General features: G+C 40.1%; 15 protein-coding genes and 1 riboswitch. Of the genes, 12 read left to right on the forward strand and 3 right to left on the reverse strand.

What is annotated here, in order from left to right:
- Window positions 1-268: 268 nt before the first annotated feature.
- From PLANO_RS04750 to PLANO_RS04760, 3 genes are all read left to right on the forward strand, one after another.
- Window positions 269-1030 carry a SurA N-terminal domain-containing protein gene (locus tag PLANO_RS04750; protein WP_038703353.1) on the forward strand — a complete coding sequence of 254 codons (762 nt, stop codon included), beginning with the start codon at window positions 269-271 and terminating at the stop codon, window positions 1028-1030.
- Window positions 1031-1350: 320 nt separating this feature from the next.
- Window positions 1351-2847, forward strand: coding sequence for a glycine betaine uptake BCCT transporter (locus tag PLANO_RS04755; RefSeq protein WP_038703354.1), 1497 nt, complete (start codon window positions 1351-1353; stop codon window positions 2845-2847).
- A 79-nt stretch (window positions 2848-2926) separates the two neighbouring features.
- Window positions 2927-3826 carry a 5'-3' exonuclease gene (locus PLANO_RS04760; protein ID WP_038703355.1) on the forward strand — a complete coding sequence of 300 codons (900 nt, stop codon included), beginning with the start codon at window positions 2927-2929 and terminating at the stop codon, window positions 3824-3826.
- Here PLANO_RS04760 and PLANO_RS04765 read toward each other — a convergent pair.
- The 3 genes from PLANO_RS04765 to PLANO_RS04775 form a co-directional block, all read right to left on the reverse strand.
- Window positions 3804-4319 (reverse strand): cysteine peptidase family C39 domain-containing protein, encoded by a 516-nt coding sequence (locus tag PLANO_RS04765; RefSeq protein ID WP_038703356.1) that lies wholly within the window; start codon window positions 4317-4319, stop codon window positions 3804-3806. The two genes, PLANO_RS04760 and PLANO_RS04765, sit on opposite strands and share 23 nt — an antisense overlap.
- Window positions 4320-4351: 32 nt before the next feature.
- A complete protein-coding gene (locus PLANO_RS04770; protein ID WP_038703357.1) occupies window positions 4352-4816 on the reverse strand; it encodes an STAS domain-containing protein in 465 nt (154 codons plus the stop codon).
- Window positions 4817-4931: 115 nt separating this feature from the next.
- Window positions 4932-5252: a thioredoxin family protein gene (locus PLANO_RS04775; protein WP_038703358.1), complete on the reverse strand. Its 321-nt coding sequence runs from the start codon at window positions 5250-5252 to the stop codon at window positions 4932-4934.
- 211 nt (window positions 5253-5463) lie between these two features.
- Here PLANO_RS04775 and PLANO_RS04780 point away from each other — a divergent pair, with 211 nt between their 5' ends.
- From PLANO_RS04780 to PLANO_RS04820, 9 genes are all read left to right on the forward strand, one after another.
- Complete coding sequence (locus PLANO_RS04780) at window positions 5464-7848, forward strand: 3-hydroxyacyl-CoA dehydrogenase/enoyl-CoA hydratase family protein (protein ID WP_038703359.1); 2385 nt, start codon at window positions 5464-5466, stop codon at window positions 7846-7848.
- Window positions 7849-7875: 27 nt separating this feature from the next.
- Complete coding sequence (locus PLANO_RS04785; RefSeq protein ID WP_038703360.1) at window positions 7876-9051, forward strand: acetyl-CoA C-acetyltransferase; 1176 nt, start codon at window positions 7876-7878, stop codon at window positions 9049-9051.
- Between the two features lie 371 nt (window positions 9052-9422).
- On the forward strand, window positions 9423-11204 hold the full coding sequence (locus tag PLANO_RS04790) for an acyl-CoA dehydrogenase family protein (protein WP_038703361.1): 1782 nt from the start codon (window positions 9423-9425) through the stop codon (window positions 11202-11204).
- A gap of 106 nt (window positions 11205-11310) precedes the next feature.
- Window positions 11311-11664 (forward strand): arsenate reductase family protein, encoded by a 354-nt coding sequence (locus PLANO_RS04795; protein ID WP_038703362.1) that lies wholly within the window; start codon window positions 11311-11313, stop codon window positions 11662-11664.
- Between the two features lie 80 nt (window positions 11665-11744).
- On the forward strand, window positions 11745-12125 hold the full coding sequence (gcvH, locus tag PLANO_RS04800; RefSeq protein WP_038703363.1) for a glycine cleavage system protein GcvH: 381 nt from the start codon (window positions 11745-11747) through the stop codon (window positions 12123-12125).
- A 196-nt stretch (window positions 12126-12321) separates the two neighbouring features.
- Window positions 12322-12657 carry a toprim domain-containing protein gene (locus PLANO_RS04805; protein WP_038703364.1) on the forward strand — a complete coding sequence of 112 codons (336 nt, stop codon included), beginning with the start codon at window positions 12322-12324 and terminating at the stop codon, window positions 12655-12657.
- 5 nt (window positions 12658-12662) lie between these two features.
- Complete coding sequence (locus PLANO_RS04810) at window positions 12663-12989, forward strand: thioredoxin family protein (RefSeq protein ID WP_038703365.1); 327 nt, start codon at window positions 12663-12665, stop codon at window positions 12987-12989.
- A 69-nt stretch (window positions 12990-13058) separates the two neighbouring features.
- Window positions 13059-13163: riboswitch (SAM riboswitch) on the forward strand.
- Between the two features lie 87 nt (window positions 13164-13250).
- The gene (locus PLANO_RS04815) at window positions 13251-14276 is read left to right on the forward strand and encodes a methionine ABC transporter ATP-binding protein (protein ID WP_038703366.1); all 1026 of its coding nucleotides are present in this window, start codon (window positions 13251-13253) and stop codon (window positions 14274-14276) included.
- Window positions 14269-14937, forward strand: a complete 669-nt coding sequence (locus PLANO_RS04820; RefSeq protein ID WP_038703367.1) for a methionine ABC transporter permease — start codon at window positions 14269-14271, stop codon at window positions 14935-14937. Before PLANO_RS04815 ends, PLANO_RS04820 begins: the two co-directional genes overlap by 8 nt.
- Window positions 14938-14952: the final 15 nt, after the last annotated feature.

The following is a 14952-nucleotide window of genomic DNA, read 5'->3' on the forward strand; positions in this document are numbered from 1 at the left end:
TTCGACCATCATTTCGAATCGTATTAGCCCTTATAGGTATGCTTTTTATAGCACTTTCCCTATTCATGTTTTCACTAGGAAGCGCTGAAATTATTGCGGATTTATTTAATTTAAATAGATCTTAGATTTTTAAAAAGTAAAATTACAAAAATGAAAAGTTCAATATTGACCGTAGAAAAGCAAATACAGACACCAAAATGGTTATTGTTTCTACAGCTGGACAGTTTGTGCTACAATTACCGACATTATGTTTGAAGGGAGAATACCCATGATTAAAAAATGGTTTTTAACAATCGTACTTGGAGGATCCATGGTAGCTCTAGCTGCTTGTGGTGATGATACAGCTAAAGACACTAAAGATGAAGAAACACCACAAGAAGAGGTAGCAGCAGATCAGGAAAATGGTGAACAACCAGAAATACCTGAGCCAGATTTAAAAGACATTCCTGAAGTTGTCGCAGAAGTAAATGGTGAAGAAATTGCAAAAGAGGATTTTGAGTCTGTTTATACAGGACAATTTCAACAAATGGCGATGCAAGCGCAAATGACTGGGCAAGAAGTAGATCAAGCTCAGCTGAAAGGTCAAGTTGCTGAAAGTTTAGTTGCGCAAGAATTACTTGTTCAAGAAACTGAAAGCCAAAAACTAACGGCATCGGAAGAACAAACCAATACCGCACTAGAAGAGTTAGCGCAACAAAATGGCTTGACGTCTTCTGATGAACTTCTAGCGGCGCTTAAAGAGCAAGGGCTGTCTGAAGAAGAAGTTATGAAACAAGTAGAAACACAAGTGAAAATCGAACAGTTGATTGCCTCAGAAACTGGCGAAATTAAATTGACTGATGAAGAGCTACAAACTTATTATGATGAAGCTAAAGCTCAGCAAGAAGAAGCGGGCGGCGAAGAAATTCCAGCTTTTGAAGATGTAAAACCGCAAATTGAAGAAGAATTGAAAACGCAAAAAGAAAGCGAAGCTACACAAGCGTTAATCGCTAAACTTCGTGAAAACGCAGAAGTTACAATTAACTTATAGAAAAAAACCAGATTCCTTGTGAATCTGGTTTTTTTTTTTTTTATTAGGGCAGAATGAGGAAAATAGATGTTTTCAGGTTTTTATAACACATTTTTTCAGAGGTTTATAGCCATTTGTCAATCAGTGGGTTTGACAGGACCGGAAATTTTCCGTATCCTTTAGACTTGTGATAAAGAGAAACTTCAATCAGCGGGGGCTCTTCATCCTCCGCTGATTTTTAGTTGATCAGTTCGGACTTTGACGTTTAGTGGACTGCTATTTAAATGAATAGGGTTTGCTGTCTGTTAAAGCGGAAAAAAAAGAAAGAGGAGAGAGACTATATGAAAAAAGTAACCAATGTTTTTTGGATTGTACTTGCGCTTGTATTATTAGCCATTGGCTTCGGCGCTTTTGCACCAGATAGCTTTGCAGAAGTTACAGGGAATATAGAATCATTCCTGACAACTTCGTTCGGATGGTATTATTTGTTAATCGTTTCCATCATCGTTCTATTCTGTTTGTTTTTCCTTATCAGTCCGATGGGGCAAATCAAATTGGGGAAAGACTCGGATAAGCCAGAGTTTTCGTTTGGAACATGGATTGCCATGTTGTTTTCAGCAGGTATGGGGATTGGTTTAGTATTTTGGGGAGCTGCAGAACCGTTATCGCATTTTGCGATTAATCCGGCAACAGCTGAACCTGGGAGCGCTGAGGCTATGCGTGAGTCAATGCGTTTCAGCTTTTTCCACTGGGGAATTCATGCATGGGCTATATATGCCGTCGTGGCATTAGCACTAGCATATTCTCAGTTCCGAAAAGGGGAACCTGGATTGATCTCTGCTACGTTAAAGCCGATATTTGGAGATAAGATGAAAGGTCCTTGGGGCGCGTTTGTAGACATTATCGCTGTTTTTGCAACAGTGGTGGGTGTTGCAACAACTCTAGGCTTTGGCGCTATTCAAATTAACGGTGGACTTGCGTATTTGTTTGACGGAATACAGGAAGATAGCTTTGTTGTTCAATTGATCATTATTGCAATTGTAACAGTATTGTTTATGATTTCTGCGTGGAGTGGGTTAAGTAAAGGGATTAAGTACCTTTCTAATGCCAATATGGTGCTAGCCATCGCTTTACTAGGAGCAGTAATTATTCTTGGTCCAACTTTATTAATCATGAATATGTTCACTGATACAATCGGTACTTATTTCCAAAATCTTGTTCAAATGAGTTTCCGTGCAGCACCAATTGATGGCGAAAACCGTTCATGGATTGATGGCTGGACGATCTTCTATTGGGCTTGGTGGATTTCATGGTCTCCGTTTGTTGGTATTTTCATTGCACGTGTTTCGAGAGGAAGAACAATCCGTCAGTTTCTATTAGGCGTTTTGATGATTCCGGCATTCGTAAGTTTCCTTTGGTTTGCGGCCTTCGGTACAACGGCAATTGATGTTCAACAAAGTGGTGTAGATTTAACGGGATTATTGACAGAGCAAACATTGTTTGCAGTTTTTAATGAGTTGCCATTTGGTGTATTGCTTTCAGTTATAGCAGTATTCCTAATCACAACCTTCTTTGTGACTTCTGCCGATTCCGCGACATTTGTTCTCGGAATGCAAACAACAGGTGGTTCACTGTATCCACAAAATACAGTGAAATTGACATGGGGAGTTGCGCAATCAGCGATTGCTGTTATCCTATTGTCTACGGGTGGACTTAATACATTGCAGACAGTATTAATTATTGTGGCATTTCCATTCTCTATCATCATTTTATTGATGATGGCATCCTTCTACAAGGCAGTAACAATAGAATACAAAGCTATCAAACGTAAACGTTAAAACCGCCGCTTCGGCGGTTTTTTCATTACATAAGCGTTATAATGGAATGTAAGCAATTAAAAGATGGAGGATTTTTAATATGGAAAAACCACATGTATTATTAATCGATGGAATGGCGTTATTGTTCCGCTCGTTTTTCGCTACGTCGGCTGTAAATCAGTATTTTAGAACAACCGAAGGGTTAGCCACAAATGGTGTGCAAGGATTTACTCGCCACGTATTAGCGGCTAAAACAATGATGAAGCCAACGCATATGGCAGTATGTTGGGATATGGGATCTAAAACGTTCCGAACGGATTTATTTGATGGCTATAAAGCAAATCGTCCAGCACCTCCAGAAGACATGGTGCATCAGTTTGATTGGGCGCAAGAAGTTTCCGAGCAACTAGGCTGGAAAAATTACGGCGAAGCGGGGATTGAAGCAGATGACTTTATCGGCTCATTTACCAAGCAATGGCAGGGCCAAGTAGACTTTACCATCATCACTGGAGACAAGGATATGCTGCAACTATTGTCGCCTTCTGTCAAAATAGCGTTTATGAAAAAAGGCTTTCATGTTTACGATGTCTATACCGAAGAGAGATTTATTGAAGAGTATGGCATTCAACCTTCGCAATTTGCTGATGTTAAAGCGTTTATGGGCGACCCGAGCGATGGCTATCCTGGGGTTAAGGGGATTGGACCGAAGACTGCACTTCAGCTGATTCAAACTTACAGCTCGACTGATGGTGTATTAGAAGCCATCGACGAATTAAAACCAGCACAAAAAAAGAAAATTGATGAGCATAAAGAAATGTTGTTGCTATCAAAAAAACTGGCTGTCATCAAGTGTGACATCCAGTTGAACGTGTCATTAGAGGAAATTTCTGTTCCTAACTACACGAAAGACCATATTCAATTATGTCGCGACCAACAATTAACATTACTCGCTAAACAGCTTGAGAAAAATATTGGTGTTACAACCGATCCGTGGGCATGATTTTAACAAAAGTTAACACTTTCCGATTTTCTTGATAAGAAACCGTCCGCATTTTGCTGGGGCGGTTTTTTTGTCCGTTATCATGAATATAAAGAATGAGATCATTTGCCTGTTGTTCAAAGCCGATTAATGGCACCCAATGATAGCTATATACTGGTTTTGAGAACCAGTGAAACGTGAAATAGCGGTCAAACTTCATCGCAAGTGGACGACCCGCTAGCAATTCTTTTTTGACTTCTTCCAAGTTGTTTACTTTTTTCACTTCATAGCGTATACCGGTAATTTTCTTGAAATTCCTCATCAATCTCCAAGTAAACAAACCAATAGGTGTCGAACCAAGTAGTCGGTAAAGCTGATTGACACCAATTTCAAGCTTTTCATGATGTTGCAATATAGCCGCGATTGTTACAGGACCACATGCAGATGGACGAAATTTCTTTAAGATTTTTTCGTTGTGTTGGGAAAGGCCTTGAAAAGCGATTAATTTTTTCATGAACTAGACCTCCACATCATCATTTTATGAGATTACATTTTGGATGCCAATTTTTTATTTTCACTTAGGACATGTTCAAGTGCTACTTTGAAGGTCGTATAAACTTCTAACTCAACTTGAATGCCTGCATGGACAATTTCACGTACAAACAAGGGATTAAACCCAACATAAATCGCGCGCAAGCCCATTAGCCCAAGTGCGGAATTTAATTGGCTTAATTCGCTTGCTAAACCATTATAGTCAAACTCCATCAAGTCATCAGTTGTCACTCCTGTAAAGTCAAAAATAACCCGTTCAGTATCCCGATGTTTTTCTGCATACTCTAAAACTGCCGTACGAATCAAGTCGAAACGGTCCGTAAAAATAAAACCTGCGATGGGTACTAAAATCGTTTTGGGCACCACCGATGGAATAATTGGAGCGGACATATTTTTTATCAGCTTTTTAAAATAAACCAGCTGTTCTTGTAATTGTTTAATTTCTTGTTGTGGATCCATTCCTAAACCTCCGAAATTTGTAATATGGGTTATTCATTTAGTTGCTCATACTATAACATTTTTTTAAAAAATTGGTGCATCTTACATTATAGCGAAAAAAAGAGTAGGCGGGAGCCTACTCTTTTTGATCGTTTAAAAAGTTTGTAACTGATTCTGGTGATTTCGCGTTTGCGCTATGAAGGTGAGCTGTTTTTTCTCCACCTTTGAAAATCAGCAAACTCGGAATTCCCATTACATCGTATTTTTCAGCAATGTCTGGAAGTTCGTCGCGATTAACATCCAACCATTGGTATTGGTTATATTCTTCGACGATTGGATCAATAAACATGTCCATTCTTCTGCAGTCTGGGCACCAGCCGGCTTGGAACTTTACAATTACCGGTTGTTCGCCGTTAATCGCTTCGTTGAATTGTTCAGTTGTAGTAAGTGATTTCATTTAGGTAGCCTCCTTATAGGTTCTCTTTCAGTTTAGCGTGCTTTCAATAAATCGCAAATAATTTGTCTTTGAAAAATTTAGGGAAGTTTAGCGATTAAATATTGCGAAAATAAGAAAAATAACTTACACTTAAAGACATAGGAAAACGTTCTATTTTTTTTAACCTAAAAATGAATGAGTGTTCATTCAAAAAATCAAGGAGGGTTTGCTAGTGGCTTACCAAATTAGAAAAGCAGCTGTACTCGGTTCAGGCGTAATGGGTTCAGGAATTGCAGCGCATCTTGCAAATATAGGAATTCCAGTTGTGTTACTTGATATTGTTCCGCGTGAATTGTCGAAAGAAGAACAAGCAAAAGGATTAACGCTTGAAGACAAAGCGGTACGTAATCGCATGGCAACGGGTTCAATCCAAAAACTACTTAAACAAAAACCAGCACCATTAACAGCTAAAAAGAATCTTCAATTGATCACACCAGGAAATTTAGAAGATGATTTGGAAAAACTAAAAGATGTTGATTGGATTATAGAAGTAATCGTTGAAAACTTAGAAGTAAAGAAATCTTTATATGAAAAAATTGATAATGTGCGAAAAGAAGGAACAATCGTTTCTTCAAACACATCAGGCATTAGCATTAATGCAATGGTCGAAGGGCGCTCAGAAGATTTTGGAAAACATTTCTTAGGAACGCATTTCTTTAATCCACCGCGTTACTTAAAATTGCTAGAAATCATTCCAGCAAATACAACAGCTCCTGAAGTATTAGAGTTTATGACGAAATTTGGTGAAGATCAGTTAGGAAAAGGAGTAGTTGTCGCAAAAGACACACCCAACTTTATTGCTAATCGAATTGGAACTTACGGTTTGCTTGTCACGTTACGCGAAATGATGGCGCGCGGTTATTCAATTGGCGAAGTAGACTCTGTAACTGGACCATTAATCGGTCGTCCAAAATCAGCTACGTTCAGAACTTTAGATGTTGTGGGTCTAGATACGTTTATGCATGTTTCTAAAAATGTTTATGATCAAACTACAGGCGAAGAACAGCAAGTGTTTGACGCACCAGAATTTATGAAGAAAATGGTGGAAAACGGTTGGCTTGGGGCAAAGTCAGGACAAGGTTTCTTCTTGAAAAAAGATAAAGAAATTTTAGAGCTAGATCCAGAAACTTTGGAATACCGTCCAGCTGGAAAATTGAAAACGCCTTCACAAGAAATGGCAAAACAACAAAAAGGTCTTGTAGCTAAAATGCAAACACTCGTTTATGCAGAAGATCGCACGGGCGAATTGCTGTGGAGCATACTTTCTCCAACATTACGTTATTCAGCTGAATTGACTGGAGAAATTGCAGACGATATCGTCGCGATCGATAATGCCATGAAATGGGGCTTCGGTTGGCAGCAAGGACCATTTGAAACTTGGGATGCGATTGGAGTCAAAAAATCAGTAGAAAAAATGACACAAGAAGGTCATTCGGTTCCAGCGTTCGTACAAGCTCTAATAGATAGTGGAAACGAAACCTTCTACAAAGAAGAAAACGGGGACCTTCATTTCTTTGATGGCACAAATTATAAGTCCGTACCGGTTAATGAAAAAGTTATCGATTTAAAACGATATAAGAAAAAGCATGGCGTCATCAAATCCAATTCAGGTGCTAGTTTAATTGACTTAGGCGACGGTATTGCGTTACTAGAATTCCATTCACGCTCCAATGCGATTGGCTTAGACATCATGCAAATGATCAATTACGCAGTCGACGAAGTTGAGAAAAACTTTAAAGGACTTGTTATTGGAAACCAAGGCAAAAACTTCTGTGTTGGTGCAAACCTAGGCATGATCTTAATGGAAGCACAAGATGACAATATTTTTGAACTTGACTTTACGATTAAAACCTTCCAAAACGCGATGATGAAATTAAAATACAGCAATAAACCAGTTGTAGCAGCACCATTTGGTATGGCTCTAGGTGGCGGTGCAGAAGTAACATTGCCAGCAGCACATATTCAAGCTTCTATGGAAACCTATATGGGACTCGTCGAAGTAGGCGTTGGGTTAATTCCTGGCGGCGGTGGAAACAAAGAGCTTTACATGAAACAGTTGAAAGGTTTACCGAACGGCGTAACAATTGATTACTTAAATATCGCGACGAAAGTATTCGAATCAATCGCGATGGCTAAAGTGTCTACTTCAGCAGAAGAAGCACGTGAAAACAACTTCTTAAACTTCGTAGATGGTATCAGCGTTAATAGCGACCATCTACTACACGATGCTAAACTAGCAGCTCTTTCATTATATGAAAATGGTTACCAAGCACCGTTACGCGAAAAAGTACCAGTTCCAGGTGAACCTGGCTATGCAACGCTACTTTTAGGTGCAGAAGGCATGTTCATTTCTGGTTATATTAGCGAACATGACTTGAAAATTGCTAAAAAACTAGCATTTGTTCTAGCGGGCGGCAAAGTTCCATACGGCACAAAAGTAGATGAGCAATATTTGCTCGACCTTGAGCGCCAAGCGTTCTTAAGCTTAGTAGCAGAACCAAAAACCCAGCAACGTATGCAACATATGCTAGTTAAAGGGAAACCATTACGTAATTAATCGTTGATCATAAAGGAGGAACTATACATGCGTGAAGCAGTAATTGTGGCCAGTGCTCGAACACCGGTCGGAAAAGCGACAAAAGGTTCTTTAGTGACTGTGCGACCAGATGATTTTGGTGCATTAGTTGTAAGAGAAGCATTACAGCGAGCTGGCGGTTATGATGGGCCAATCGATGATTTAATTATGGGATGCGCGATGCCAGAAGCAGAACAAGGCATGAATATCGCACGTAATATCGGAGCACTTGCAGGATTGCCAGACACAGTGCCGGCTGTTACTGTAAACCGTTTCTGTTCTTCAGGCCTTCAAACAATCGCTTATGCAGCAGAACGAATTATGGTTGGGTCAGCCGATGCAATTATCGCAGGCGGCGTAGAGTCTATGAGCATGGTCCCAATGATGGGCAACGTCATTCGTCCAAACTCCAAACTCGCTGAAACAGCTCCTCAGTATTATATGAGCATGGGTCATACAGCCGAACAAGTTGCGACAAAATACGGCGTCAGCCGTGAAGACCAAGATGCATTTGCAGTTCGCTCTCATGAAAAAGCGGCAGCAGCCATTGCAGCTGGAAACTTTGATGATGAAATCGTTCCTGTAGAAGTAACAAAACGATATGTCGATGAAAACAATAAATACCAAGAAAAAACATCGATGTTCACAATGGACGAAGGCGTTCGTCACAGCACCAATTCGGACGGTCTTGGTAAATTGCGTCCAGCTTTCTCAGCGCGGGGATCGGTAACGGCAGGGAACTCATCGCAAACATCTGATGGTGCTGGAGCATTGCTTGTTATGGACCGTGAAAAAGCTGAAGCACTTGGACTAAAGCCAATCGCTAAATTCCGTTCATTCGCAACAGGTGGTGTACCACCAGAAATTATGGGAATCGGACCGATTGTCGCAATTCCAAAAGCATTAAAATTAGCTGGACTCACGATTGATGACATTGATGTATGGGAATTAAACGAAGCATTTGCTTCTCAATCACTAGGTGTTATACGTGAGCTTGGTCTGGATATCGACAAAGTAAACTTTAACGGCGGTGCAATCGCACTTGGTCACCCACTGGGTGCAACAGGTTCCATTTTAACCATTCGCATGATGAGTGAACTAAAACGCCAAGGCAAACAATTTGGTGTCGTAACCATGTGTATCGGCGGGGGAATGGGCGCAGCAGGCGTCTTTGAAATGCTATAGAGATTAGTAAAGTAAGAAATCGCTTCAGGCGGACGCTTTCCGCGGGCGAAGCGCTGAGCCTCCTCGTCGCAAGCTCCTGCGGGGTCTCATCACTCCGCTTTCCCGCTGGAGTCGCCGCCTTACGCTCTTTCTTCATGGTTAACTATTTGAAAATAAGATGAATGATATAAGCCATTCACTAAGATGTGAAGCAAATCAACGGAGACTCCCGCGGGATAGCGAAGTGTCGAAATCCACTCGGGCGTATAGCCCGAGTTAGTTCGGCGCAAGCCCGCAGGAAAGCGTAGTTGGTTTGCGTAACATCTGAGTAAAAAACAGCTCAACCTAAAATACAATCTATATAAGCAAGTAAAAACTAGGAGGAATTCAACATGGAACAAGAAAAAACATTGATCAAAGGCGGAAGCTTTTTAATCGAAGATGCAGATTTATCGCGTGTGTTCACGCCGGAAGATTTTACTGAAGAGCAAAAAATGATCGCCAAATCAACAGAAGACTATGTGAACACAGAAGTAATGCCGGTCATTGAAAACTTAGAAAACCATGAATTTGAACATTCAGTTCGTTTGTTAAAAACGGCTGGTGAGCTTGGTCTTTTAGGTGCTGATGTTCCTGAACAATACGGCGGCCTTGGTTTAGATAAAGTCGCTTCTGCATTAATTGCTGAAAAAATGTCCAAAGCGGGTGGTTTCTCAATTACACACGGAGCACACGTTGGTATCGGGTCACTTCCAATTGTTTTATTCGGTAACGAAGAACAAAAACAAAGTTATTTGCCGCGTTTAGCTACAGGAGAAATGATCGCAGCTTACGCATTAACAGAGCCAAGTTCAGGGTCTGACGCGTTAGGTGCTAAAACGGTAGCAAAACTAAATGAAGCAGGCACGCATTATGTATTAAATGGTGAAAAGCAGTGGATCACGAATGCTGGATTTGCAGATGTTTTCATTGTCTATGCAAAAATTGACGGAGACAAATTCTCTGCCTTTATTGTTGAACGTGAATTCCCAGGTGTTTCTGTTGGACCAGAAGAAAAGAAAATGGGGATCAAGTCATCTTCAACTCGTACATTGATTCTTGAAGATGCGGAAGTTCCTGTAGAAAATTTATTAGGCGAAGCAGGACGTGGCCATATTATTGCGTTTAACATTTTGAATATTGGTCGTTATAAATTAGGGGTAGGCACAATTGGTGCATCGAAACGTGCGATGGAATTAACGATTCCGTATACAAACCAGCGTCAGCAGTTTAAAACACCGATTTCATCGTTTAACTTAACACGCGAAAAGTTAGCGACGATGGCTTCTAAGTTATACGCAGTGGAAAGTTCAGTTTATCGTACAGTTGGATTATTCGAAGATCGTATGAGCGGGTTTACGGATGAGCAGCATGCAGATGGCAAATTAGTAGCTGATTCAATCGCTGAATTTGCGGTAGAATGTTCGCTGAACAAATTCTTCGGTACGGAAACATTGGATTATATCGTAGATGAAGGTGTTCAATTACACGGCGGTTATGGCTTTATGCAAGAGTATGAAATCGAGCGTATTTACCGCGATTCTCGTATTAACCGTATTTTTGAAGGAACAAATGAAATCAATCGATTGCTTGTACCAGGTACATTATTGCGTAAAGCAATGAAAGGCGAATTGCCATTACTCGAACACGCTCAAAAGCTACAAGAAGAGCTATTAATGATGATGCCTGAAGAAGTAGGAACAGAAGCGTTAGATCAAGAAAAATACTTGGTGAAAAACGCCAAGAAAATTGCATTGTTAGCTGCTGGTTTAGCTGCACAAACATATGGCACAAAACTAGAAGCAGAACAAGAAGTGCTTGTGAACATTGCTGACATCGTTAGCAACGTCTTTGCGATGGAATCAGTCGTGTTGCGAACAGAAAAAGCAATTGCTGCTTCTGGTGAAGAAAAAGCGAAGCAAAAACTTTTATACACACAAATTTATTGCCAAGAAGCATTTGATCAAATCGAACGTGATGCAAAAGAGACATTGATTGCGGCTATCGAAGGAGATAACCAGCGCATGATGTTATCTGCTTTACGCAAATTAACACGTTCAACACCTTATAACGTGATTGCGAAAAAACGTGAAGCAGCAGTTAAGTTAATCGACGTTGAAAAATACGTCGTTTAAGATAATGCAAGATAAGGCAATCCCATTAAAAAATGGGATTGCCTATTTTTATACATCGACCAGTTTACTTCTTTTTGGTAAGCTTAGAAAAAAGGGAGGTTCTAACTTGATCACTTATTACGCATATCCAAAATGCATGACTTGCCGCAAAGCAAAAAGCTGGCTTGAGAAAAATGAGATAGAATACAACGAAATACATATTTCAGAAAATCCGCCAACGAAAGAACAACTTGCAGAAATTCATAAGGCTAGCGGTTTAGAACTAAAGAAATTCTTTAATACAAGTGGGTTGGTTTATCGCTCGCTCAGTTTAAAAGACAAATTATCAACGATGAGCGAAGATGAGCAGCTAGAGCTACTTGCTTCTAATGGCATGTTAATCAAACGACCACTCGCATGGGACGGCGAAAATGCGCTACTTGGCTTTAAAGAAGCAGAATATCAAAATACGTGGCTATAAGCTCGTAGTGGCAACTTGTATTTCGTTGCTGTTTATGTCAAACTAAATTTGAGTGAACTACATAATTTGGAGGGGTCAAGATGAGCACACCGGCAGAACTTCGTTATTCAAAAGAACATGAATGGGTTAAAATCGAAGATGGCAATGCACGTATCGGCATTACTCATTTCGCACAAGCTGAATTGGGAGATATCGTTTTTGTTGAACTTCCGCAAGTTGGAGACGAACTGAAAAAAGATCAACCTTTCGGTAGCGTGGAATCCGTTAAAACGGTTTCGGAATTATATGCACCAATTAGTGGTAAAGTAATCGAGGTTAACTCTGAGCTTGAAGATAGCCCAGAATTTGTTAACGAATCGCCATACGAGCAGGCTTGGATGGTTGTAATCGAAGCCCCTTCTGAAGCAGAAGTTAATGACTTAATGACTGCTGACCAATACAAAGAAATGACTAACGAGTAAGTCTCGTAAAGCGCCAGCATTTTGGCGCTTTTTTTATTAGGGTTTTGGTTGCTGAGCTTGAAAATGGACTAGAGACGCTATCATTGGTATTTTAAAGTAGACAAGTTGATTAATGAGTTTTTTTAGTCGCTTAGCCGCAGGATCATCAATTTGAAATGACTACTTATCATATTCTAGGTTTGATGAGGTGAGAGTTATGAAAGTGATTGTAGTTGAGGGGAAAAGCGATAAGTTGAGAATAGCCCCGCTCATTGCAGAACCCGTGACGATTCTTTGCACAAATGGTACAGTTAGTGCAACAAGGCTTGAAGAACTATTACAACCCTACGAAGGTCAGGATATGATTATATTAGTGGATGCAGATTCTTCCGGTGATAAGCTGCGAAAGCTAGTAAAACGCGAATTTCCTGAAGCAAACCATTTTTATATTGATCGTCGCTATAAAGAAGTTGCCACAACACCGCTTAGGATTTTGAAGGATGTACTCATCACAGCAAATATCCAAGTTAATAAGCTATTAATAGAGGGATGAAGAAGATGAAAGAATGGACACACAAAGAATGGATCAAAGAAAAAAATACACAGAACGTAACGGCCTATTATTTATATACGCCTATGTGCGGTACGTGCCAAGTAGCTTCTAAGATGTTATCAGTCATCTCAGAGTTATTGCCAGACTTACCGATGGGCAAAGCAAACTTGAATTATGTTCAAGAAATTGCAGACCTTTATGAAGTGGAAAGTGTGCCATGTTTGCTAATTACAGAAGGTGGCAAGCTAAAAGAAAAAGTTTATGCTTTCCACTCGGTACCATTTTTATACAATAAGTTAAAAGCGGTTGACGAATACAGCCGGTCGTGTTAAATTAGTTTTCTGATAAGAAAGCAATCGAGCTTATTACAGGTTTTATTTGCTAAATAATTTCATATCGAACTCTTATTAAGAGCGGTGGAGGGAAGTGCCCTATGAAGCCCGGCAACCGTCATGAAAATGAAATGGTGCCAAGTCACTCAGAGCAAAAGCTTTGAAAGATGAGAGATTGGTTTCCGTATACTATACGTTTGCCCTTCTGCTCATTTATGCGCAGAAGGGCTTTTTATTTTAAAATGCAGGGGAGTTAGAAGAATGATTGAATTGAAAAAAGTAACAAAGAAGTTCGATACAGGCAAAGCCATTCTTACAGCCGTTGAAGAAGTCGATTTATCCATTTCGGATGGAGAAATTTTTGGCATTATCGGATATAGCGGAGCAGGAAAAAGTACGTTAATCCGACTACTAAATGGGTTGGAAAAACCAACTTCAGGAACTGTTGAAATTAACGGTCAAATGATTACATCAATCAAAGGTGGAGAATTGCGTAAAGCCCGCCAAAAAGTCAGTATGATATTCCAACATTTCAATTTGCTTTGGTCTCGTACTGTAAAAGATAACATTGAATTTCCTCTAGAGATTGCTGGTGTGGCAAAATCACAACGAGGAAAACGCGTACAAGAACTCATCGAGCTAGTCGGATTAGCGGGTCGTGAAAATGCTTATCCGTCTGAATTGTCAGGTGGACAAAAACAACGCGTTGGTATTGCCCGAGCGTTAGCAAATGATCCAGAAGTATTGTTATGCGATGAAGCGACGTCAGCACTTGATCCAGAAACGACAGACGCTATTTTAGATTTACTCGTGGACATTAATAAACGTTTAGGGTTAACCATCGTGTTGATCACTCACGAAATGCATGTCATTCGGAAAATTTGTCATCGCGTAGCTGTGATGGAAGGTGGTCGAGTGGTTGAATTAGGAGATGTCTTAAACGTTTTTCAATCACCACAAGCAGAAATTACAAAGCGCTTTGTTGCACAAGTAGCCGATAGTGGAGATTCACAAGAAACCATTAAAAACTTGCGCGAATTATACCCTACAGGTGAATTAGTGAAATTGGTCTTTCTTGGTGAACAAACTGAAAAGCCTGTGCTAACAAAATTGATTCGCAGTCATTCAGTAGAAGTAAATATTGTTCAAGGAAATATTTCACATACACAGCGAGGAGCTTACGGAACATTGATACTGCAGTTGAAAGGTTCGTCAACAGAAATTGAAGAAGCAATAGCATTTCTTCGTGCAGAAGATATTCAAGCGGAGGTGATGCAAAATGATTGAGTCTTTATTTCCAAACGTCGATTGGAACAGCATGTGGGAAGCAACTCTTGAAACACTTTATATGACGGCATTATCAACATTATTTACGTTTATCATTGGACTAGCACTCGGGATTGTTTTATTTTTAACTGCACCTAAACAATTATGGGCAAACAAAGTAGTCAATTGGTTAACTGGTGCATTCGTCAACATCTTCCGTTCGATTCCATTTATCATTTTAATCATTCTGTTGATTCCATTAACATTATTCCTGATGGGAACTATACGAGGGCCGAATGCAGCGTTACCAGCATTGATTATTGGTTCAGCCCCATTTTATGCGCGAATGGTATTGATCGCGTTAAAAGAAATTGATAAAGGCGTTATTGAAGCAGCTCGTTCAATGGGCGCAACGACAGGTACCATCATTTGGAAAGTTTTATTACCCGAATCAAAACCGGCACTGATTTCTGGCATTACAGTTACGGCTATCGCACTAGTTGGCTACACGGCCATGGCGGGAATTATCGGTGCAGGCGGTCTTGGAACTCTAGCCTTCCTAGACGGATTCCAACGTAGCCGCGAAGACGTTACATTAATGGCAACGATCTTGATATTAGTGATTGTTTTTATCATTCAATACATTGGTGATTTAGTCACAATCAAAGCTGACAAACGGTAAAAACGGATTTTCCGT

The sequence above is a fragment of the Planococcus sp. PAMC 21323 genome, from assembly GCF_000785555.1.
Lineage (GTDB): Bacteria > Bacillota > Bacilli > Bacillales_A > Planococcaceae > Planococcus.